Origin of the sequence: Luteolibacter sp. AS25, assembly GCF_046736275.1 — a bacterium.
Classification (GTDB): Bacteria; Verrucomicrobiota; Verrucomicrobiia; order Verrucomicrobiales; family Akkermansiaceae; genus Luteolibacter.
Genome location: NZ_CP151837.1, coordinates 680936 through 700970 on the forward strand (window position 1 = coordinate 680936; position 20035 = coordinate 700970).

The window sequence follows — 20035 nt, forward strand, 5'->3', positions numbered from 1 at the left end:
CGTGATTTAAGAGCACTATAGGTCCTTCACGCAGCGGAAGCCGATGTGGTCCGCCGGGGAATCATTCTCGATGGAATGGCGCGCTGCCGGGCGGTAGCGCATGCAGTAGGAAATGTGGCAGAGGAAAGATCCTCCTTTCGTCACATGGCTTGGAGAGCCTTCGCCCTTTTGGCCTGTGGAGCGGCTGACCCAGGTGTCTGGTCCCGACGGGTCACAATTATCGCATTTCGCGCGGAACTCGGGATCGTAGAAATCAGAGCAGATTTCCCAGACATTGCCGGCCATGTCATAAAGTCCGAATCCATTGGGTGGGAATGATTTTACAGGAGCTGAGCCGGTGAATCCGTCCTCAGCCGTGTTGTTTTCCGGGAAATCACCGTGGAACGTATTGGCCATCCATTTATCACCGGGCTTCATCTCATCCCCCCAGGTATAAGTCTTGTTCTTCAGTCCCCCGCGGGCGGCTAGTTCCCATTCCGCTTCTGTAGGCAGGCGTTTTCCTGCCCACTTCGCATATGCGGCGGCATCGTCATGATTGACTGCTACCACAGGATGGCTGCCCTTGCCTTCGATGCTGGAGCCTCCGCCCATCGGATGGCGCCAGTTAGCTGCGTTATCCCAACGCCACCATGACATGAAGGCGCCCGGTTCATTAGGGTCGCCTTCGAATTCCTTCGGTGGTGTGAATACCATTGCTCCCTGGTTGAAAGGTGGCTTGGGCAAGTTGGCGAGGATCTGGGGAGGGAAATCAGCGATGTTTGCTTCCTGCTCTGCGAAAGTGACGTAACCGGTTGCATCGACAAAGGCAGCGAACTGATCGTTGGTTACTTCTGTTTCATCGATCCAGAATCCTTCGATCTCGAACTCCTTCATTGGAGCTTCCTCCGGGAATTCCTTTTTTCCATACGGGGTGCTGAATGAGCCTTCCGAACCTACCTTCGAAAGCCCCCCTTCGATTTTTACCATCCCGTCTTTTTTCTCGATCGGGTCGCTTTTGGGTTCCGCTTCCTGTTTACAGGAGATCAATGCCCCCGAGGTGAATATTAGAAATAGTGAGAGTATCGTCTTGGTCACGCTTGAGGATACGTTGGCTTCCGGTTCTATCCATCACAAAGAATGAAGAGATTTCAGGTTTCTTTGTTGCCGGTTAAGGGAGTAGTTTTCCTGCAAGTTTATGAAAGCGAGACTGACAAAAGATTTCCGATTCGAGGCGGCACATACTTTACCCTCTTTGCCCGAGGACCACAAATGCCGGCAGATGCATGGTCACAGCTTCAAGGTGGAGATATCCATCGAAGGCATAGTAGATGAAAAAATCGGCTGGGTTTATGATCACAAGCTCATTTCCAAGGCCATGAAGCCGCTACTGAACAAGCTGGATCACGCCTATCTGAACGACGTCGAGGGGCTGGAAAGTCCCACGATTGAGATTCTGGCCGGTTGGTTCTGGAAAAAGCTGGCTCCACAGTTGCCGGGATTGGCGGAAATCGTCATTTTCGAGACGCCTACGGCCCGCTGTTCCTTCAAGGGCGAGTTCTGAGAAAAAAGATTTCAAAACTACGTCAATTTAACTTGCGTTGATCGGCAGGTTGGATCAATTTCCCCGCCCCGTCACGGGACGTAGCTCAGCCTGGTAGAGCGCCTGCTTTGGGAGCAGGATGTCGTGAGTTCGAATCTCGCCGTCCCGACCACCTTATAATTTTGCCCCTGTTTTTTCGGAAATCGGGGCATTTTTTTCGGGTAAATTTAGGATTTCACTATTGAGCTTTATCCATGGCGGCTAGTCTCGCGGAGATGAAAGCGTTTCTCTGGTGTCTGTTTCCGCTCTTTTCCTTTTTTTCCGCTGCATCCGCGCAGGACGAGGAGACAACGAAGGCTACCGATGCCGTAGTGGAGGTGACGGATGTGACCTCGGATGAGGCGATCGAGGAGCGGTTGAATGGAATTTTCAGTCAGGTGAGGGAATTCGAGAATGTTACCTGCGAGGTAATTTCCGGAGTGGTCAGGCTACACGGAACAGTCCCGGATGAGAGCTCGCGGGCGAATGCACTAGCGCTGGCGGAGAGGACGGATGGTGTAATTTTTACCGTTGATCGCCTGCAGGTGGCCGCGGAGGTGCAGGCGCAGCTCACCCCGGCGTTGAAAAAGCTTAGGGCGCTACGGACATCCTTTGTTACGAAATTACCTCTGATCGGCATCGCCATTCTGGTAGTGGCGGTATCGATATGGTTGGCGAATTTCCTTCATCGCAGGGAAACCTGGTTCAAGAGGTGGAAAATTTCCTCCCTGACGCGTGTGCTGATTCGTCGCGTTATCCGGATGGCACTGATCGGGATTGGTTTTATCATCGCCTTGGAAATCCTGGATGCCACGGCGGTGGTTGGTGCAATCCTGGGTGCGGCAGGCCTGGCGGGATTGGCTATTGGTTTTGCCTTTCGGAATATCGCCGAGAACTATCTGGCGGGAATCTTGCTGAGCACCCGCAATCCCTTTGAGCTGGGTGATGCGATCGAGCTGAACGGAATGATAGGAAAGGTGGCTGCTCTGAGCGCGCGCGACACGGTGTTGATTACGCTGGATGGCAATCATCTGCGGATCCCGAATAGCGTGGTGATGAATTCGGAGTTGCTGAACTATTCCAGGAATCCCTTGAGAAGGCTTGAATTCACAGTTGGCGTATCAGTGGACCTTGAGCTGAATGAAGCGCGGCAGGTAGGGCTGGAGGCGATGAAGAGCAGTCCCGGTATTCTGAAAGACCCCAAGCCATCGGTAACGGTGGACAGCTTGGGCGATAGCACCGTCATATTACGGTTCTTCGGGTGGCTGGACCAACGGGCCAGTGATTTCCTGAAAACCAAGAGCGAGACGATCCGGCTGGTTAAGATGGCATATGATGATGCCGGAATCGAAATGCCGGAGCCTATCTATCGGGTGGTTTTAAAAAACAGTATTCAGATATCGCCGGATGAACAATCTGTGACAGCGCAACCTTCCAAGCCTGATAGGCTCCGGAAGAAGCCGGATGCTGGGTTCTTCGATGTGGAACTGAGCGATACCTCACCCGATCGCACGATCGACGATCAGATAGAGGCGGAGAAGCTGGAAACGAAGGATGAGAACCTCCTTGAGGATAAGGCTGTAAAAATGCCTGAAGAGTAAATCCTGGAATGAATCGCTAGTTTGCTGCGGATAATTTGAGAACCCCCACATATGGAAGGTTCCGGTATTTTCCTTTGTAATCCAAGCCGTAGCCGACGACGAATTCGTCATTGATCTCGAAGCCGATGTAGTCCGCCTCAACTTCTTCCGCCCGCTTTTTGTCTTTGGCGAGGAGGACGCCGGTGTGAACCGCAGCCGCGCCTTCTTCTGTCAGGCGATCAGCGACAGCTCTTAGAGTGCGGCCGGTATCGAGGATATCGTCCAAGAGGAGGATGTGCTTACCTTTTACCTCCGGGAAATGGCGATCAAGGAAGTCCACTTTGCCGGAGCTTTCCAGTCCCCCGTGGTAGCTTGCGACGTTAAGGCATTCGATCGAAAGCTCGCGGGGAATCCGGCGTAGGAGGTCGGATGCGAATACGAGCGCGCCCTTGAGCAGGATGATTACGACAATAGGCCCGGCCGGGAACTCATCTTCGATTTTACTGGCGAGTGTATCGAGGCGTTTCTGGATAACAGCTTCGTCGATAAGGATGCGTTCGATGTCGTTTTTCATGGATGGGATTCTGTGGTTAGCGGGGAATAGGCAAAGGATGAAATCCAATTGGTGACACCGTTGCTACTTTAAGGAATTAGGTGGGCGCTTAGGCCGCTACAAAGCAAGTGTGCTATCGGAGTCTGCGCGCACTGTGGCGTAGAGGTCAGGCTCTTCGCTGAGTTTATGGCCGTAGGATGGAAGGATCTCGCTGAGTTTTCCTTTCCATTCAGGTAGGCGTTTGGAGAAGCATTTCTCGATAATCTCGACCATCACATCCACCGCGGTGGACGCACCGGGGGATGCGCCAAGCAGTGCTGCGAGCGAGCCATCGGCTGCGGAAACGATCTCTGTACCGAACTGGAGTTTTCCGCCTGATTTCTTGTCCTCTTTGATAATTTGCACGCGTTGGCCGGCGGTGGACAGGTGCCAATCGGAAAGGTTGGCACCGGGGAAAAACTCTTTGAGCGCATCGAGGCGATCTTCCGGAGATTGGATGACCTGCTCGATGAGATAGCGGGTGAGATCCATGTTGTCCTTACCTACGGCGAGTAGCGGGACAAGATTGTTCAGGCGGACGGAGCCGGGAAGATCGAAAAGGGAGCCTGACTTGAGGAATTTCGGGGAAAATCCTGCGAATGGGCCGAAAAGGAGGGAGCGTTTCCCATCGATAATTCGGGTATCGAGGTGGGGGACTGACATTGGCGGCGCGCCAACGGCGGCTTTTCCATAGACCTTTGCCTGATGCTGATTGGCGAGCTCCGGATTGTCACATACGAGGAATTGGCCGCTGACCGGGAAGCCGCCGAAGCCCTTTCCTTCAGGGATACCGGACTTCTGGAGGAGAGGAAGAGATGCCCCGCCAGCTCCCACGAATACGAAGGGAGCTTTGATGGAACGGTTGATTTTTTTGTCCAGGTTTTTGACCGTGAGGTGCCAGCGGCCGTCCTTGGTGCGCTTGATGTCGCGGACCAGGTGACTGGTGGCGAGCTTGATCTGAGGCTTCGCCTCGAGATAGTCGACGAGGGCTTGGGTAAGCGCACCGAAGTTAACATCGGTGCCTCCTCGCGCGCGCGTTACGGCGATAGGTTCCGCTGGATCTCGTCCTTCGAGAAGAAGTGGTGCCCACTCGGCAATTTTTTCCCATTCGCTGGTAAATTCCATTTCGGAAAAGAAATGGTGGGAGGACATTGCCTCGTGGCGACGTTTGAGAAAGTTGGAGTTTTCCTCGCCCCATACGAAGCTCATATGCGGCACGTTTGTGATGAAATCCTCTGGTTTCGGAAGGATGCCGGCTTTCACGAGGAAGGCCCAGAATTGCTTGGAGACCTCGAAGGCCTCGTTGATTTCAAGCGCCTTGGAGATGTCAACGGAGTTGTCCGCGTTTTCCTTGGTGTAATTGAGCTCACAGAGGGCAGCGTGGCCTGTGCCGGCGTTGTTCCAAGGGTTTGAGCTTTCCTTTGCGACATCTGCCAGAGCCTCGACAATCTGAATCTCGAGGGAGGGATCAAGCTGGTGGAGCAATACGCCAAGTGTGGCGCTCATGATTCCTCCGCCGATGAGGACTACGTCCGGCTCTGCAAAGGTGGCGATACGTTCCGGGTGGGAGGACGATTTTGAGGATTGAGAGCTGTTTTCCATCGGCTTTAAAAGTAAGCAGGCTCATTGCCAGAACGTGGAATTTGGTGCAAGTGTTTCCACTATTTACCGAGCTCTATTTCAGTGCTGGTCGGGAAATTTTCCGGGAGCGGATAGGATGTTTTACCCGAGCAGAGCCATTCCATTGCCCTGATGAAGGATGTCTGGAACGCGATGCAGCGTGAACCGGGTGGGCGGTCCTGGTTTTCCCACACGTGGCCGTAGGTGGAGTTGTAGACGTTTCCTTTGCCGTATTTCACTGTCCACTCGATTGGAAAATTAAGGCCCGTCTTAGGTTCTCTGGCATAGGAGAGGACCGTGAGGTTTTCGGCTGGGCCACGGCAGTAGAAGTATTGCTCCAGATCGGCCGCCATCCATTTTGCCGGGAAGTCTTTGTTGATCGGGTGGTCGGAGAGTTTCGTGAGGACCACATCATTTCGTGGGCCGTGACCGGTGTTTGTGCCTTCACCGGGCGGGATTCTTTCGATTTCCCCGCTTTCGGTGATGGATATGGCGGTGCCGAAGTCCTTTTTTCTCCAGCCGAGTCCGATCATTTTGTTATACTCGTCCCATTCCGCGAACGAGTTATTGGCGGAGTGGAGAATATATAGGCCTCCTCCCGAGTTGACGTAGTTTTCCAGATGGGTGCGAACTTCCTCGGGCCAGGTGACCTTGTTCTGGAGGTTGTTACAATTCTGGATGACCGCGTCGTAACTTGAGAAATCCGGACGCCATGCAGCTCGAACCTGCCCATCATCAGATGTGGGCGCAGTGCTTACCTCGACGGTGAACAGTCCGGTTTCCTCGAGGATTCTACTCGTGAGGCGGGTCGTTTGTTTCCAGTCGTGATTGCTGAAACCATCGACGATCAGGACCCTATGTTTTTCCGGCGCCGCACTGAGCAGTGCTGGAAAAACAAGGGAGATCGCTACGAATGCGGCGGTCGTGAGGAGTTTTTTTCTGGGCATGAGGGTTGCCTATTTCGCCTTGCCCCAGGAATCGCGAAGAGGGGTTGTGCGGTTGAATACCGTCTTTTCACCAGGTTTGTGATCCTTGGAGTCGGTGACAAAGTAGCCATTGCGCTCAAATTGGAAGGAGGTGCCAGGCGCTTCGCCAGCTAGGGATGCTTCGACCTTGGCGGTGACGGTTTTGACGGAGTCCGGATTGAGAACTGAGGTGAAACCACCTTCAGCTGAGTCAGGATCCTCGACTGTGAAAAGTCGATCGTAGAGGCGGACTTCGGCATCTACGGCGGTGGCGGCATCCACCCAATGAATGGCTGCTTTGCACTTAACTCCCTCTGGCGCGTCTTTTCCTGTGGTGTCGGGTAGGAGATTCGCGCGAACGAGGGTGATTTCCCCTGACTCGCTTTTCTCAAATCCGGTGCACTGGATGATAGGGCCGCCACGGAGGCGGACGTAGCGTTCCGGGCCAAGGCGGAAGAATTTTTTCGGAGGATCTTCCATGAAGTCTTCCTGCTCGATGTAGATTTCCGCGGAGAGGGTAACCTCGCGCTCCCCGTATGAGGCGTCCTGGGGGTGGTTCGGGATAGTGGCGCTGGTTGTAGGCTCTTCACTGAAGTTTTCGATGAGGACCTTGAGCGGCTCCAGCACTGCCATGCGGCGGGGTGCGTGAGTGTTGAGGTGATCGCGGATATCGTGCTCAAGCAAGGCTACGTCGGTGGTGCCGTTGTATTTTGTAATGCCGATTCTTTTGCAGAAAGCGCGGATGGCTGCGGCGGGGTAGCCACGGCGGCGGATACCGGAAATGGTAGGGAGGCGTGGGTCATCCCAGCCCGAGACGTGGCCTTCGTTCACGAGTTGGAGTAGCTTGCGCTTGCTCATGATGGTGTAGGTGAGGCTGAGGCGGGCAAACTCGATCTGGCGTGGCGCGGAGGGCACGGGGCAGTTTTTAATAAACCAATCGTAGAGCGGGCGATGATTCTCGAACTCCAGCGTGCAGAGTGAGTGGGTGATGTGCTCGTGGGCGTCTTCGAGTGGGTGGGCGAAGTCATACATCGGGTAGATGCACCAATCGCTGCCGGTCCTGTGGTGGGCGGCATGCATGATACGATACATGACTGGATCGCGCATGTTCATGTTGGATGAGGTGAGCCCGATTTTTGCACGGAGGACGGCTTGGCCTTCCTTGTATTTCCCCGCCTTCATGTTCGCGAAGGCTTCGAGATTTTCCTCGATGGTGCGCTCCCGGAAACCGGATGGGGTGCCGGGGGTGTTAACGTTTCCGCGGTGGAGTTTAATTTCCTCGGGGGATTCCTCGTCCACGTAGGCAAGCCCTTTGTTGATGAGGTCTACGGCGCAGTTGTAGAAAAATTCGAAGTAGTCCGAGGCGAAGTAAAGGTCATCGTTCCAATCGAAACCGAGCCATTTTACATCTTCCTTGATGGAATCCACATATTCCGTTTCTTCCTTCTCCGGGTTGGTATCATCGAAGCGGAGGTTACACTTTGCCCCTGGATTTTCCTGGGCGATGCCGAAGTTCAGGCAGATGGACTTAGCGTGGCCGAGGTGGAGGTAGCCGTTGGGCTCCGGTGGAAAACGGGTGATGGGGGTCTCGTGTTTTCCGGTGGAAAGGTCGGTGGAGATGATTTCGCGGATAAAATCTAGCTTGGGAGAGTCTGACATGGGATGCAGTGGAAGATATTGAGTGATCTGCGGGAAATTTAGATGATATTTGCCCGAGAGAAATGATGCTCGTAGGTCTATGTTGAATGTGTTTCGTGCCAGTTGAGACGTTGGTCAAGTGCGTCTTGTGGAGCATATTCCAAATGGAGGATTCGCCGACGACTCGGATTGGTGCTTCGTTTTGAAGAGTGAAGTATGAGAGGCGACATAAGTAGGATATCTCCTGGCTGGCACTCGCAGATATAAGAGGATCTGGAAACAAATTCCGAGATAAGATCAGATGAGAGACGTCCTGTTTTATGAGAGCAGGGTGAGACTATTAGCGCTCCGTTTTTGCGGTCCGTTGGGTCTAGATGAATTCTAATTGTCGCCATTTTTCTGAGTAGATCAACTGGCGCCTGAGTGTGTGTTACGCCAGCTTTGGTGCTCCACGGGCCGTAGCCGTCACAATCCTTTTTTTCTTTGGTGGCAATTGTGAGATCCTGGTGCCAGGCAACTGGCCAGTTCTCAGCAGATGTTTTATCAAAAAGAATCGAGCGAACTGGTATATAATTCAATGACGGAAGTAGTGCCTTTAGTTTTGTGGATACTGAAAGGTTACGAATTCTTTCGGAGAGCATTGTTAAATTTCGAACACAGGCCGACCCCGCCTCCGCAGAAATTAGATCAGCCTCGATTCGCAAATCTTGAATTTCACTATGTGAGAAAGCAGCTCGGTGAATCTCGTATCCTAGTTCTGAGAGCATTAGTAATTCAGTTACTTCGCGAGTTCTTCTAGGAGTGCTTGGTTGAGCCTGATTCCGGCTTCGAAGTTCTGGATCGGGAAGTTTTCGTTCGGGGAGTGGATCTGTGCATCCGCGAGGGCGAGTCCGAGGAGTAGGGTATCGGTGCCGAGGATGTCCTGGAATGCCTGGACGATGGGGATGGAGCCGCCTTCGCGGATGAGCATTGGCTCGCCGGGAAACGTAGCTTTGAGAGCGCGTTGGGCGGCTTTTCCAAAATCGGAATGCGGATCGCAGGCGTAGGGTTTGCCATCGTGGCCGAGCTCCACTTCGATGTTCACTCCGGGAGGGCAGTGTTTTTCGAGGTGGGTCTTGAGTTTCTGGAGGATGACCTGGGGCTCCTGATCAGGAACGAGGCGGAGGGAGAGTTTTACAAAGGCTTCTGCGGGGAGAACGGTCTTCGATCCTTCTCCCTGGTAGCCGCCGCCGATGCCGTTGACCTCGGCGGTGGGGCGTGCCCAGGTGCGTTCGGCAGAGCTGTAGTTAGGCTCGCCGAATAGGGCTGGTGATCCGGTGACTTCGAGGAAGTCTTCGTCTTTTACGCCGGGGACCTTGGCCCACATCTCGCGCTCCCAGTCTTCAAGTGGTCGGACTTCGTCGTAAAATCCATCGATGGCAACGGTTCCATCCGGAAGGTGTAGAGAGGCGACGAGTTGGGCTACGGCGGTGGCGGGGTTGGCGACGGCTCCGCCGAAAAGTCCGGAGTGGAGATCGCGGGCGGGTCCGGTGATTTTCACCTCGGCACAGGCGATACCACGCAGGCCGTAGCCGAGAGTACCGGTGTTTGGTGCGACCATACCTGTATCAGAAATTGCGATGATATCGCAGGCGAGGTCTTGTTTATGTTTCTCAAGGAAGGGGGCGAGGTTCGGTGAGCCGATTTCTTCTTCGCCTTCAAAGAGGAGGATGATGTTGACCGGGAGTTTGCCTTTTTCCTTGAGGGTCTTCTCGATGCCGAGGATGTGGGCAAGCATCTGGCCTTTGTTATCAGTCGCGCCGCGGGCGTAGATTTTTCCGTCGCGGATTTCCGGGGCGAAGGGTGGCGTGTCCCAGAGGGCCAATGGATCCGCAGGCTGCACATCGTAATGGCCGTAAATGAGGACGGTTTTCTTGTCCGGCGAGTGCTCATTTCTCGCGATGACGATTGGATGGCCGGGAGTCTCGTGTAGCTCGGTGGAGAGCCCCATCCCGGAGAGTTTCTCAATGAGCCAATTCGCGCAGGAGAGGACGTCCTGCTTATGTTTCGAGTCTGTGGAGACGCTGGGAAAAGCGAGAAAGGTAAAGAGTTCCTGAAGTTCGGGTGTCATTCTGGTGAGAGGCTAGATTGTGATTTCTCTCCGACAAAGGAAAAGAAATCAGAATTGCTCAACAAAGCTACTTTTCCGATCTGTAGCAAAAAGCAGGCGATGGCTGTATCCGCAGCATGCCGGCGAGCCAGATCCTAGTTTTTCATCAGAGTGAAGCGATTTTGATCGTAGTGATCGTTCGGGCTGAAGAGCCAGCCGGGACTGGTCTCGACGAGTTGATAGTTGGTGAGCCTGAAGACAGGGAGGAACTGGTCGCTATTTGGATCGTATGCCTCCTTGCCGGTGTAGTTTCCGGAAATACGGTATTCGTAATTGTTATCGTAGCCGTAGCGGGCGCCGGGAGGTCCGCTTTCCGATTTACGGTCCGGAGCGTATTTGCTGCGCTCATCGAACAGAACGAGTTTTGCCTGATCCGCGGATTGACGAGGTTTACGGAGGTAGCCCCAGAAGCGTGTTTTGTTCACGTAGTAGCGGCGTCCGTAGTAGAAATCACCGGTTTGTTCATTTGCGATTTTTTCACTGCGCTGTTCGACAGTGGGGCCGCCCATGTTCGGTGGACCGCCGATGCTGCCGCCTGAACTGCCGGCGCATTGGCAGAGAACGATTGATACGACGGATAGCAGGGCCCATTTCAGAAATGACATGAGTGGATTTACTCACTGCTGATAGGTGGCGGCAAGTGCGGAGATGTTCCGGAGATTTTTTTCCGAAATACCATTTGCATTCCACCGTACATAGATAAATTTGCCGCAGCAACTTGGCAGGGCCATTGTCGTTTATCTCTCGTTTCTCTGTCTTATGCTGTTCCCCTATCGTTTTTCACTTTGTCTGGCTTGTTTCTACGCGGTTGGTTGCGCGAATCTCCCGATGCCGAAGGCAGGGGAAAAGGATGCGAATATTTCGATCCGGGGTGATTATGCGAGTGGTAGGGCTGCGGTTCCTGAAATGGTTTCAAGTCTTTCGGGTGTATTCGGAGGGAATGCGCTGCGGAATCAGATGGAGCTGGCGCAGCGGAAAAATCCGGATCTTGCGGAGGCTGCGGCTGTTCTGGAGGAGGCGGGTTTCAATACACGGAGTGCCAGGGCGGGGCTTTTCCCATCAGTCACAGGAAATGGTGGAGCAAGGCGGTCGAAAAGTAATTCTTCGGGAGCGGGTTTCAATTCCGGCTCTTTTATTACCGAGCAATACACCGCTTCCCTGGATGCGCAGTGGGAGGTGGATGTATGGGGGAAGATCCGCGCAGGTGTAGTAGCGGCTGACTCCACGGCGGAAGCTGCCGCGGCTGATTACGCGGCGGCAAGCCAATCGATCGCGGCACAAACCGCGCAAGCGTATTTTGATCTGGTGGCGGCAACGAAGCTACGGGATCTGGCGGAGGAAAGGCTGGCTTCCTTCCAGAGCACGATTGATCTGGTTGAAAGACGATTCGAGCTGGGAACGGCGGATTTTGGTGAGGTGAGTTTGGCAAAAACGGATGCTGAAAATGCACGTTCGGAAATCAATGCGCAGAAGAACGCGAGGGATCAGGCAGCACGACTTCTGGCAACTTTGTCCGGCGAGTATCCGGATAATAACCGTGCGGCTTCGGCCTGGCCATCGCTGAAGAAAAGTGTGGCAGCTGGTATTCCATCGACTCTGCTTGAGGTAAGACCGGATATTTTCGCTGCCTATCAGCGAATTCTGGCAGCGGACGCGAATGTAAAAGTGGCCCACCGTGACCTTTTTCCGAGTTTTACCCTTACAGCCAGCGGTGGCCAGCAGTCAGCCACGCTTAGCGATCTGGCAAAATCAAATTTCACTGTATGGTCGGTTGCGGCAGGGCTGACGGCTCCGATCATCGACGGTGGTGAGAGGCGCGCGGAACTTGGAGCGGCCAATGCCAGGGCAAAACAGGCCTTGGCGAGCTACCGTTCGACAGTTTTGAACGCCTTCCGCGAAGTTGAGAATGCGCTCGGTTCCGAGCTTTACCTGAAAAAGCAGGAAGATGCGACGGCTAGCGCGCTGGATGCGGCAAAAAATGCGGAAGAACGCAGCCTGCGGAACTATGAATCCGGTCTGATCGAGATTCTTGATGTTCTCGAGGCAAAGCGCCGGCGTTTCACTGCTGAAGAAACTTTGATCAATCTCATAAACGCACGCTACCAGAACAGAGTGACTCTCGCTCTCGCGCTTGGAAAAGCTTACTGACCACCATGAAAGTCGCTCTCAAAATAATTATTCCGATCGCAATTCTGATCCTTGCCGTGATCGGCTACAAGTTTCTAGGTAGCCTGAAGCCGGCGCCACAGAGCAAGCAGCCGCGGGAGGTGGTGCCGATTGTGAACCTATCGGCGATTTCACCTAGCGAACACACTCCGCCGATCAAAAGCTATGGGACGGTTAAGAGTTACTACGAGACTTCGCTTGCACCACAGGTTAGCGGCTCGATCACCTTTGTATCCGAGAGTTTCCGGGTGGGAAAAATGGTAGAGGAGGGCGAGATTCTGGTGAAAATCGACCCGACCGATTACAAGGCGGCTTTAGCCCAGCAGGAGTCTGTCCTGACCCTCGCCGAGCGGACGTATGCGGAGGAGGAAATCAGGGCGGAGCAGGCGTCTGGCGATTGGAAGGCTTCCGGACGTAGACTTGAGGATGCTTCGGACTTTGTTTTGCGCAAACCACAGCTATCGGCAACGAGGGCAGATATCGAATCCGCGAAGGCGCTGATTGAAAAAGCTCAGGCTGACCTGGACCGGACCGAGGTGCGCGCGCCATTTGCTGCAATCGTGACTGCACGAGTGGCGTCGCCGGGAAATCAAGCCTCCTCACAATCGTCTCTTGGCACACTGGTCTCCACCGAGAAGGTGGAAATCCGATTGCCACTGACTGCCGATCAGGCATTCCGGGTGGAAATTCCCACCAAGGCGAAACTCTCCAGTCCACTGAAGCCGGATGAAACCTGGGATGCTGAACTGGTGCGGATGGAGCCGACAGTAGATGAGCAGAATCAGGTGATTTACGCTGTGGCTGAAGTTTCCAATCCATTTTCGGAAGGGAAAAAGGCTTTGCCGGTAGGGATGTTTGCGAATGCCACGATCGATGCAAAACCTATTCCCGCATCCTACGAAGTGCCGGAAGCAGCCTTCGTGGAAGATCGCTTCGTCTGGTATATGGACGAGAACCAGGAGCTGCAAAGGCTTGTAGCTAAAAGGGTTCACTCAGCTGATGGGATGGTATATCTCCAGCCAGAAGAGGAAAAGGGCGAGCTTCAGGTCGTCACACGGCCGCTGAGTAATTTTCGCGCAGGGATGAAAGTAAAGGCAGCTGAAGAAGCGGAAACCGAGTGAACGCCTAGCAAACTAATATTTTGAACAAGCATCCTTTTATGACGTGGTTCGCCTCGAACCCGGTGGTGGCGAACATTCTGATGATCTCCATTCTGGGGGCGGGTATTTTCACTGCCCTTAGTGTGAGGAAAGAGGGTTTCCCTGCATTCGCGGCGGAATCCGTGACTGTCTCTGTGGAAATTAGGGGAGGAACCCCGGAGAACGTAGAACGAGGGGTGGCGATTAAAATCGAGGAAGCCCTCGAATCCGTCAGCGGGGTTGAGGAAATCAGCTCGGTGAGCTCCGACAGCGAAGCTACCGTGACTGTCGAGGCAATCGAGGGCTATGATGTGGAGAAGCTTCTGGATGATGTGAAAGTCCAGGTTGATGCGATTTCGACTCTCCCGGACCAGGCGGAGAAGCCAGTCGTGGAGGAAAACAAGCGTCAGAATCAGGTTTTGTGGGTGGAGATCTATGGATCGGAAAATGAGGCGCTACGGAAAGAAACCGCCCGTGCCCTGCGTGATGAGCTTTTGGCAATGCCGGCAATCTCTTTGGTAGAGACCTTCGGCGCGCGGGATTACGAGGTTTCCGTGGAGCCCTCGGAAGAGCAACTCCGGCGCTATGGATTAACTTTCCAAGAGGTGGCGGATGCTGTCTCGAATAATTCGGTGGATCTCGGTGGCGGCGATGTCCGTTCGGACCGTGGAAATATTTCTCTGCGTGCTAGAGACCAAGCTTACCGGAAAGCGGATTTCGAAAATATTCCAGTGAGGACAAATCCGGACGGAACCCGGATTTTTGTGAAAGATGTGGCAAATGTCCGGGATGCTTTTGTGGATCAGAAGTTTCTCAACCGCTTCCGGGGGAAACCGACCACGAGTTTGCAGGTGGTCACCGAAGGCGAGGATGACATCATTGATGCGGTGGAGCAGGCGACGCAGGTTGTTGAGAATTTCAAGGATCTCCCCGAGGGGATCGAAATAGCCAGCTGGCTGGATGGATCTACGAAAATCCGCGATCGACTGGCTTTGCTTGGTTCGAACGGGGTGATCGGCGTGCTTCTTGTTCTGGGAATCCTGATGATGTTCCTGAATCTTCGCCTGGCTTTCTGGGTGGCGATTGGAATTCCCGTTTCACTGGCGGGAGCGGTCACCATTTTCCCGATGCCCGGGGTGGACCTCTCGGTTAATATAATATCCGCGTTCGGCTTTCTGGTGGTTCTTGGGATCGTGGTGGATGATGCGATCGTGATTGGGGAATCGATCTACACGGAAAAAGAGGCCGCTGGACCGGATGATGAGGATCCAATTCGGACAACCGTGGTAGGGGTAAGCCGGGTGGTGACCCCTGCGACCTTCGGGGTTATTACTACAATCGCGGCATTCCTTCCGCTCACTCAGGTCAGTGGACGGTTGGGTAATGTTTTCGGCCAGATTGCGACTACAGTGGTATTCTGTCTGATCTTCTCCCTGGTTGAGTCGAAGCTGATTCTGCCAGCGCATTTGGCGCACATCAATGTGCATAAGAAGCCAAAGAATTTCATCTCGAAGGGGTTTGCCAGATTTCAGAAGGCAATCGCAGATGGCTTGAACTGGTTTGTCCAGAAGTGCTACCGACCGATGATCCTATGGGCTATTCCATGGCGCTATGCGGTGCTGGCTGGATTTGTAGCTGTATTTATTGTGACGCTCGGACTGTTTCCCGCCGGTCAGCTACGTTTCGTATTCTTTCCGAATATCTACAACGATGATGTCAGTGTGAATCTCAGTCTGGAGCAGGGGCAATCGGTTGATTACCTCCATGCGCAGACCATACGAATTACCGATATGGCCGGTGAGCTGGGAGCGGAATATGAGAAGGAATACGGGCAAAATCCTTTTCTAGATATCCAGGTGGCCGCCAGTTCCAATACGGATTCATCTGTAGTGGCGGAGTTGACCAGGTCCACAACTCGTCCGTATCTCTCATCGGAACAGGTCGTTCAGGATTGGCGGAAAGCTGTGGGAGACGTTGCAGGTGCACGTTCGCTGAGCTTCAAGGCTACAGCAGGCCCTCCCGGCGGTGACCTTGCAATCAACCTGGAGAGCGATGATCTGGATGAGCTGGAAGTAGCGGCGAAGGAGCTTTCCGCGGAGATAAATACCTACCCTGGGACTTTCGACATCAATGATAGTTTCAAATCCGGAAAACCGGAGATTGTCTATTCGATCACACCGGAAGGGGAAGCTGCTGGATTTACCCGCTATGATTTGGCGCTTGCCGTGCGGGATGCCTTCTTCGGTAGAGAGGCGCAACGGGTGCAACGCGGCCGGGATGAATTGAAAGTAATGGTGAGGTATCCGGAAGATCAGCGTGGCTCACTGGAGACACTGCGGGAAATGAGGGTGCGTGCTCCTGATGGCACGGCGGTTCCATTTCCTGTTATCGCAAATACCGAGTTTTCCGAATCTCTGGCATCGATCGAGCGGATCGACAACAAGCGTGTGGTCACGATCGAGGCATCCGTGGATAAGGCGAAGACTTCCTCCGACCTGATTACCAAACGTCTCGAGGATCAGTTCTTTCCAGATTTCCTGGCGAAGCACCCGGGAATTTCAATCACTGAGAGTGGAGAGGTGGAGCAGAGGAAAAAATCCATCAGTTCCTTGCTCACCGGTTTTGTGTTCTCGATCATTTTCATCTATGTCCTGATCGCGATTCCTCTGAAAAGTTACCTGAAGCCATTGATTATCATGTCGGTGATTCCATTCGGGATTATTGGCGCGCTACTTGGACATTTTGTGATGGGGATCCCGATCTCGATTCTTTCTGTGTTCGGAATTCTGGCACTCTCCGGAGTGGTGGTGAATGACTCGCTCGTTCTGGTTTGTGCGGTGAACGATCTTCAGGAAGAAGGGAAATCAATCGAAGAGGCTGTGAAGTTGGCCGGGGTAGATCGTTTCCGTGCGATCCTACTAACGTCTCTCACTACGTTCTTCGGTTTGGCTCCATTGCTTCTCGAGACGGAAGTTCAGGCCCAGTTCTTGAAGCCTATGGCAGCTTCCCTGGCCTTCGGGATTCTCTTTGCTACCCTGATCACGCTGTTTCTGCTGCCGATCTTGTTTATAATTATCAACGATATCAGGAAGGGGCTGCGCAGCTATCTGGAGCTGGAGAAAAAGCCGATGCAGTAGTTTGGATGACCCGCCGGCGCCTAGAGTGCGCCGAAGCGGCGGTGACGGGTTTTGTATTCCTCCACAGCGGCGAAAAGATCACCTTGGCGGAAATCCGGCCACATCTTCTTCACTATGACGATTTCCGAGTAGGAGATCTGCCAGAGAAGGAAGTTGGAAATCCGCATCTCGCCGGAAGTGCGAATCAGGAGATCTGGATCCGGTATTTCCGAGGTGTAGAGATGTTTTGAGAAAAGTTCCGGAGTGATTTCATCCAGAGTGATTTCACCCGCTAGGGCTGCTTCCGCAATGGAGCGGGCGGATGCTGTAATTTCCTCGCGGGATCCGTAGGAAAGGGCCAGGACCAGCGTCATGGAATCGTTGTTCTTGGTACGTTCCTGGATTTTCGTGAGCCGGTCTCTGGTGGATTTTGGAAGCCGGTCGATCTGGCCGATCGCCTGGAGACGGACGTTTTGTTTGTCCAGTTCCTTGCCTTTCTCATCAAGGAAACGATCGAGAAGAGCCATCAGGGCTTTGATTTCAGCTTCCGGACGGCTCCAGTTCTCCGAGGAGAATGCGTAAAGTGTGAGGTATTTTACTCCCAGCTCCTTGCATGCCTCCATGACTTCACGGACGGACTCGGCACCTGCGCGGTGACCTTGGGCACGCGGGAGGCCGCGTTCCTTTGCCCAACGGCCGTTGCCGTCCATGATGATTGCTATGTGCTGCATCTTGATTCTAAGAGGCGCTGGATGAACCTGCCTGTTTGATAGCTATTCAGGGTTTTGACTGAATGGCTACCAGGTGGAAGGGATAGTTTTTCATCGATCCGATGAAGTAACCTATCGCTTCAAGGTTTGCGCTCGGTCCGGGCCTACGCCGACGAAGGCGATCGGTGCTTCGCAGAGCTCGGAAAGGCGGGTGAGGTAGGCCTTAGCGTTCTCCGGGAGCTGATCGTATTCGGTGCAGGCGGTAGTGTCCTGTTTCCAGCCCGGAAGAGATTCGTAAACTGGCTTCGCGCGGTCCCATGATGAGCGATCCGCCGGTGGTAGATCGTGGTGTGTGCCATCGATATCGTAGGCCACGCAGATTTTCAGTTCTTCGTATTCATCGAGTCCATCGACGTTGGTTACTGCGAGGCCGGTCACACCGTTGACCATGCATGCGAAGCGGAGAAGGACGGTATCGAGCCAACCGCAACCACGTGCGCGGCCTGTGGTGGCGCCGAATTCGCGGCCGAGGTTGTGAAGATATTCCGAAAGTCCTTCGTCGCCGGTAGGGAAGGGGCCGGAGCCAACACGTGTTGTGTAGGCTTTGCAGACGCCAATAACTGCCTCGATGGCTGTCGGCGGAAGGCCGGTGCCAGTGGTGGAGCCACCTGCGGTGGTATTGGAGGAGGTTACGAAAGGGTATGTGCCGAAATCGATATCAAGCAGAGTTCCCTGGGCTCCTTCGAAGAGCAGGTTCTGCTTGGCCTTCCATGCCTTGTGGAGGACTGGAATGGTATTGGTGACATGCGGACGGAGACGCTCGAAAGCGGTGAAGGTTTCCTCGATGACTGCTTCTGCAGTGAAGGTAGGTAGATCGTATTTTTCGAGGATCTCGTTTACTTCAGCCGTGCGTCTGACGATTTGAGCTTCCGCGAAGGGGCGGTCCAAAAGGTCTGCCATGCGGAGGCCACAGCGGTTGACCTTGTCGCAGTAGGCCGGGCCGATTCCGCGTTTTGTGGTGCCGATTTTCTGGTCTCCAAGGGAAATTTCGCGGGCGGCATCCAGTTCTTTGTGGAACGGGAGGACAACGTGTGCGCGATCCGAGATGAGAAGTTTCTCAGGCCCGATTTCGACTCCCTGGCCTTCGATTCTTGCTATTTCAACACAGAGGCCGATTGGATCGACCACAACACCGTTTCCGATGACGTTGATCTTATCGTCCCAGAGGATGCCGGAAGGGAGAAGGTGAAGAACGTATTTCTCGCCTTTGGCGATGACTGTGTGGCCGGCGTTGTTGCCGCCTTGGCCACGGATGACTACGTCTGCTGTTTCGGTGAGGTAGTCAACGATCTTGCCTTTTCCTTCGTCGCCCCATTGGAGGCCTGTGATAACTGTGTTCATTACGGAATTCTAAAATCTAAGCACTGTCTTCTAAGCGTGCGCGTAGGTGTGTGTCGGGAGTTTTTAAAGTGAGTTCGAGGCTTAGGACTTGGAACTTTCGATCATTTCCGCGAAGTCTTCAAAGAAGTGCGCGGCATCGTTCGGGCCGGGAGCGGCTTCCGGGTGATACTGCACGGAGAAGACAGGAAGAGTCTTGTGGCGCATACCTTCGACGGTGTTGTCGTTGAGATTGATGTGGGTGACTTCAATATCATCCGGCAGGGAGTCTGGATCGACCGCGAAGCCGTGGTTCTGCGAGGTGATGGAAATTTTACCGCTGCGGAGATCCTTGACGGGTTGGTTGCCCCCGCGATGGCCGAATTTAAGTTTGAAGGTTTTGCCGCCGTAGGCGTGTGCGAGGAGCTGGTTGCCAAGGCAGATGCCGAAAGTCGGGATCTTCTGGATGAGCTCTTCAATCACCGCGTGGATGTAGGTGAGTGCAGCCGGATCTCCCGGGCCGTTGGTGAGAAACAGGCCGTCGGGATTCTTCGCGAGGATTTCAGCGGCGGAAGTGGTGGCGGGGACGACTTCTACTTCAAATCCTGCTTGGCGAAGCATGCGCAGTTGATTGTATTTCAGGCCCAGATCGATGGCGACCACCTTGTATTTTGCGTCAGGGAGTTCCTTGTATGTCTCACTTTCGCCGATGGAATGATTGGCGAGTCCCCATTTTCTGGATTCTTCGGACCAGATGTAGGATTCCTTGGTGGTGACTTCCTTGACGAAGTCGGAGCCTTCCATATGTGCGGAATTTTTAGCTGCTTCGACTGCTTCTTCTTCCGAGAGTTCGGTGGTGACACAGGCGCGCATGGCTCCGCGTGAACGGAGGTGCTTGGTGAGGGCGCGGGTATCAATCCCCTGGATACCAAGGATGTTGTAACGCTCCAGGTAACTGGCAAGGCTTTCGGTGGATCGGTAGTTGGAAGGGACCTCACAGAGTTCCTCGATGACGAAGGCACGGATGTGCGGTTCGCTGGACTCGTTATCTTCGGGGTTTACCCCGTAGTTTCCGATCATCGGATAGGTCATGGCGACGATCTGGCCGCGGTATGAGGGATCTGTGATGACTTCCTGATAACCTGTCATCGATGTGTTGAAACAGATTTCTCCGGTGGTCGTTCCGCTTGCTCCATAGGAAATTCCTGGAAAGCAGCGTCCGTCTTCGAGGGCAAGAATCGCAGTAGTAGGCACGGTGCGGGAGGGTATGTACGGAATGCGGACGATGGAACACTAAATTTTCAGAAAGCTGGTTAGAATTTTTGTTTTGGGTAGTTGGGGTGGGTGAAATGAGGTTTTGAGTAAATTTCCGGCCATTTGCGTGAGAAATCGGTGGGAGTCCGAAACTTTCGATTGTTAGTATCC

Annotated in this window: 16 protein-coding genes and 1 tRNA gene; 6 read left to right on the forward strand and 11 right to left on the reverse strand. The window is 53.8% G+C overall.

The features are described from left to right. Nucleotides 1-15: 15 nt before the first annotated feature. Nucleotides 16-1074 carry a formylglycine-generating enzyme family protein gene (locus AAGA79_RS03265; protein WP_411827348.1) on the reverse strand — a complete coding sequence of 353 codons (1059 nt, stop codon included), beginning with the start codon at nucleotides 1072-1074 and terminating at the stop codon, nucleotides 16-18. A 100-nt stretch (nucleotides 1075-1174) separates the two neighbouring features. Between AAGA79_RS03265 and queD the strand changes: the two genes are divergently transcribed. The 3 genes from queD to AAGA79_RS03280 all read left to right on the forward strand — a co-directional run bounded on the left by queD (nucleotide 1175) and on the right by AAGA79_RS03280 (nucleotide 3159). After that, nucleotides 1175-1540, forward strand: a complete 366-nt coding sequence (queD, locus tag AAGA79_RS03270) for a 6-carboxytetrahydropterin synthase QueD (protein WP_411827349.1) — start codon at nucleotides 1175-1177, stop codon at nucleotides 1538-1540. Between the two features lie 74 nt (nucleotides 1541-1614). Beyond that, a tRNA-Pro gene (locus AAGA79_RS03275) sits at nucleotides 1615-1691 on the forward strand. Between the two features lie 82 nt (nucleotides 1692-1773). Beyond that, the gene (locus AAGA79_RS03280; RefSeq protein ID WP_411827350.1) at nucleotides 1774-3159 is read left to right on the forward strand and encodes a mechanosensitive ion channel domain-containing protein; all 1386 of its coding nucleotides are present in this window, start codon (nucleotides 1774-1776) and stop codon (nucleotides 3157-3159) included. 16 nt (nucleotides 3160-3175) lie between these two features. On the opposite strand, the gene hpt is transcribed toward AAGA79_RS03280, so the two are convergent. The 7 genes from hpt to AAGA79_RS03315 form a co-directional block, all read right to left on the reverse strand. Next, nucleotides 3176-3712, reverse strand: a complete 537-nt coding sequence (gene hpt, locus AAGA79_RS03285) for a hypoxanthine phosphoribosyltransferase (RefSeq protein ID WP_411827351.1) — start codon at nucleotides 3710-3712, stop codon at nucleotides 3176-3178. Nucleotides 3713-3808: 96 nt separating this feature from the next. Then, complete coding sequence (mqo, locus tag AAGA79_RS03290) at nucleotides 3809-5332, reverse strand: malate dehydrogenase (quinone) (RefSeq protein WP_411827352.1); 1524 nt, start codon at nucleotides 5330-5332, stop codon at nucleotides 3809-3811. Nucleotides 5333-5391: 59 nt separating this feature from the next. Further along, complete coding sequence (locus AAGA79_RS03295; protein WP_411827353.1) at nucleotides 5392-6297, reverse strand: ThuA domain-containing protein; 906 nt, start codon at nucleotides 6295-6297, stop codon at nucleotides 5392-5394. Between the two features lie 9 nt (nucleotides 6298-6306). Continuing rightward, nucleotides 6307-7974, reverse strand: coding sequence for a glutamine--tRNA ligase/YqeY domain fusion protein (locus AAGA79_RS03300; RefSeq protein ID WP_411827354.1), 1668 nt, complete (start codon nucleotides 7972-7974; stop codon nucleotides 6307-6309). A 77-nt stretch (nucleotides 7975-8051) separates the two neighbouring features. After that, nucleotides 8052-8720, reverse strand: a complete 669-nt coding sequence (locus tag AAGA79_RS03305; protein ID WP_411827355.1) for a phytanoyl-CoA dioxygenase family protein — start codon at nucleotides 8718-8720, stop codon at nucleotides 8052-8054. Between the two features lie 11 nt (nucleotides 8721-8731). Continuing rightward, a complete protein-coding gene (locus AAGA79_RS03310) occupies nucleotides 8732-10063 on the reverse strand; it encodes a dipeptidase (RefSeq protein ID WP_411827356.1) in 1332 nt (443 codons plus the stop codon). A gap of 134 nt (nucleotides 10064-10197) precedes the next feature. Next, the gene (locus AAGA79_RS03315; protein WP_411827357.1) at nucleotides 10198-10707 is read right to left on the reverse strand and encodes a hypothetical protein; all 510 of its coding nucleotides are present in this window, start codon (nucleotides 10705-10707) and stop codon (nucleotides 10198-10200) included. A 100-nt stretch (nucleotides 10708-10807) separates the two neighbouring features. On the opposite strand from AAGA79_RS03315, the gene AAGA79_RS03320 reads away from it, so the two are divergent. From AAGA79_RS03320 to AAGA79_RS03330, 3 genes are read left to right on the forward strand one after another with little or no spacing between them, the layout of a single operon-like run. Next, nucleotides 10808-12250 (forward strand): efflux transporter outer membrane subunit, encoded by a 1443-nt coding sequence (locus AAGA79_RS03320; protein WP_411827358.1) that lies wholly within the window; start codon nucleotides 10808-10810, stop codon nucleotides 12248-12250. A 5-nt stretch (nucleotides 12251-12255) separates the two neighbouring features. Then, a complete protein-coding gene (locus tag AAGA79_RS03325) occupies nucleotides 12256-13389 on the forward strand; it encodes an efflux RND transporter periplasmic adaptor subunit (protein WP_411827359.1) in 1134 nt (377 codons plus the stop codon). 38 nt (nucleotides 13390-13427) lie between these two features. Then, nucleotides 13428-16544, forward strand: coding sequence for an efflux RND transporter permease subunit (locus tag AAGA79_RS03330; protein WP_411827360.1), 3117 nt, complete (start codon nucleotides 13428-13430; stop codon nucleotides 16542-16544). A 20-nt stretch (nucleotides 16545-16564) separates the two neighbouring features. On the opposite strand, the gene AAGA79_RS03335 is transcribed toward AAGA79_RS03330, so the two are convergent. The 3 genes from AAGA79_RS03335 to carA form a co-directional block, all read right to left on the reverse strand. Further along, entirely contained in the window at nucleotides 16565-17254 is a 690-nt protein-coding gene (locus AAGA79_RS03335) for an isoprenyl transferase (protein ID WP_411827361.1), read from the reverse strand. Between the two features lie 111 nt (nucleotides 17255-17365). After that, nucleotides 17366-18634 (reverse strand): adenylosuccinate synthase, encoded by a 1269-nt coding sequence (locus AAGA79_RS03340; RefSeq protein ID WP_411827362.1) that lies wholly within the window; start codon nucleotides 18632-18634, stop codon nucleotides 17366-17368. An 81-nt stretch (nucleotides 18635-18715) separates the two neighbouring features. After that, on the reverse strand, nucleotides 18716-19864 hold the full coding sequence (gene carA / locus AAGA79_RS03345) for a glutamine-hydrolyzing carbamoyl-phosphate synthase small subunit (protein WP_411827363.1): 1149 nt from the start codon (nucleotides 19862-19864) through the stop codon (nucleotides 18716-18718). Nucleotides 19865-20035: the final 171 nt, after the last annotated feature.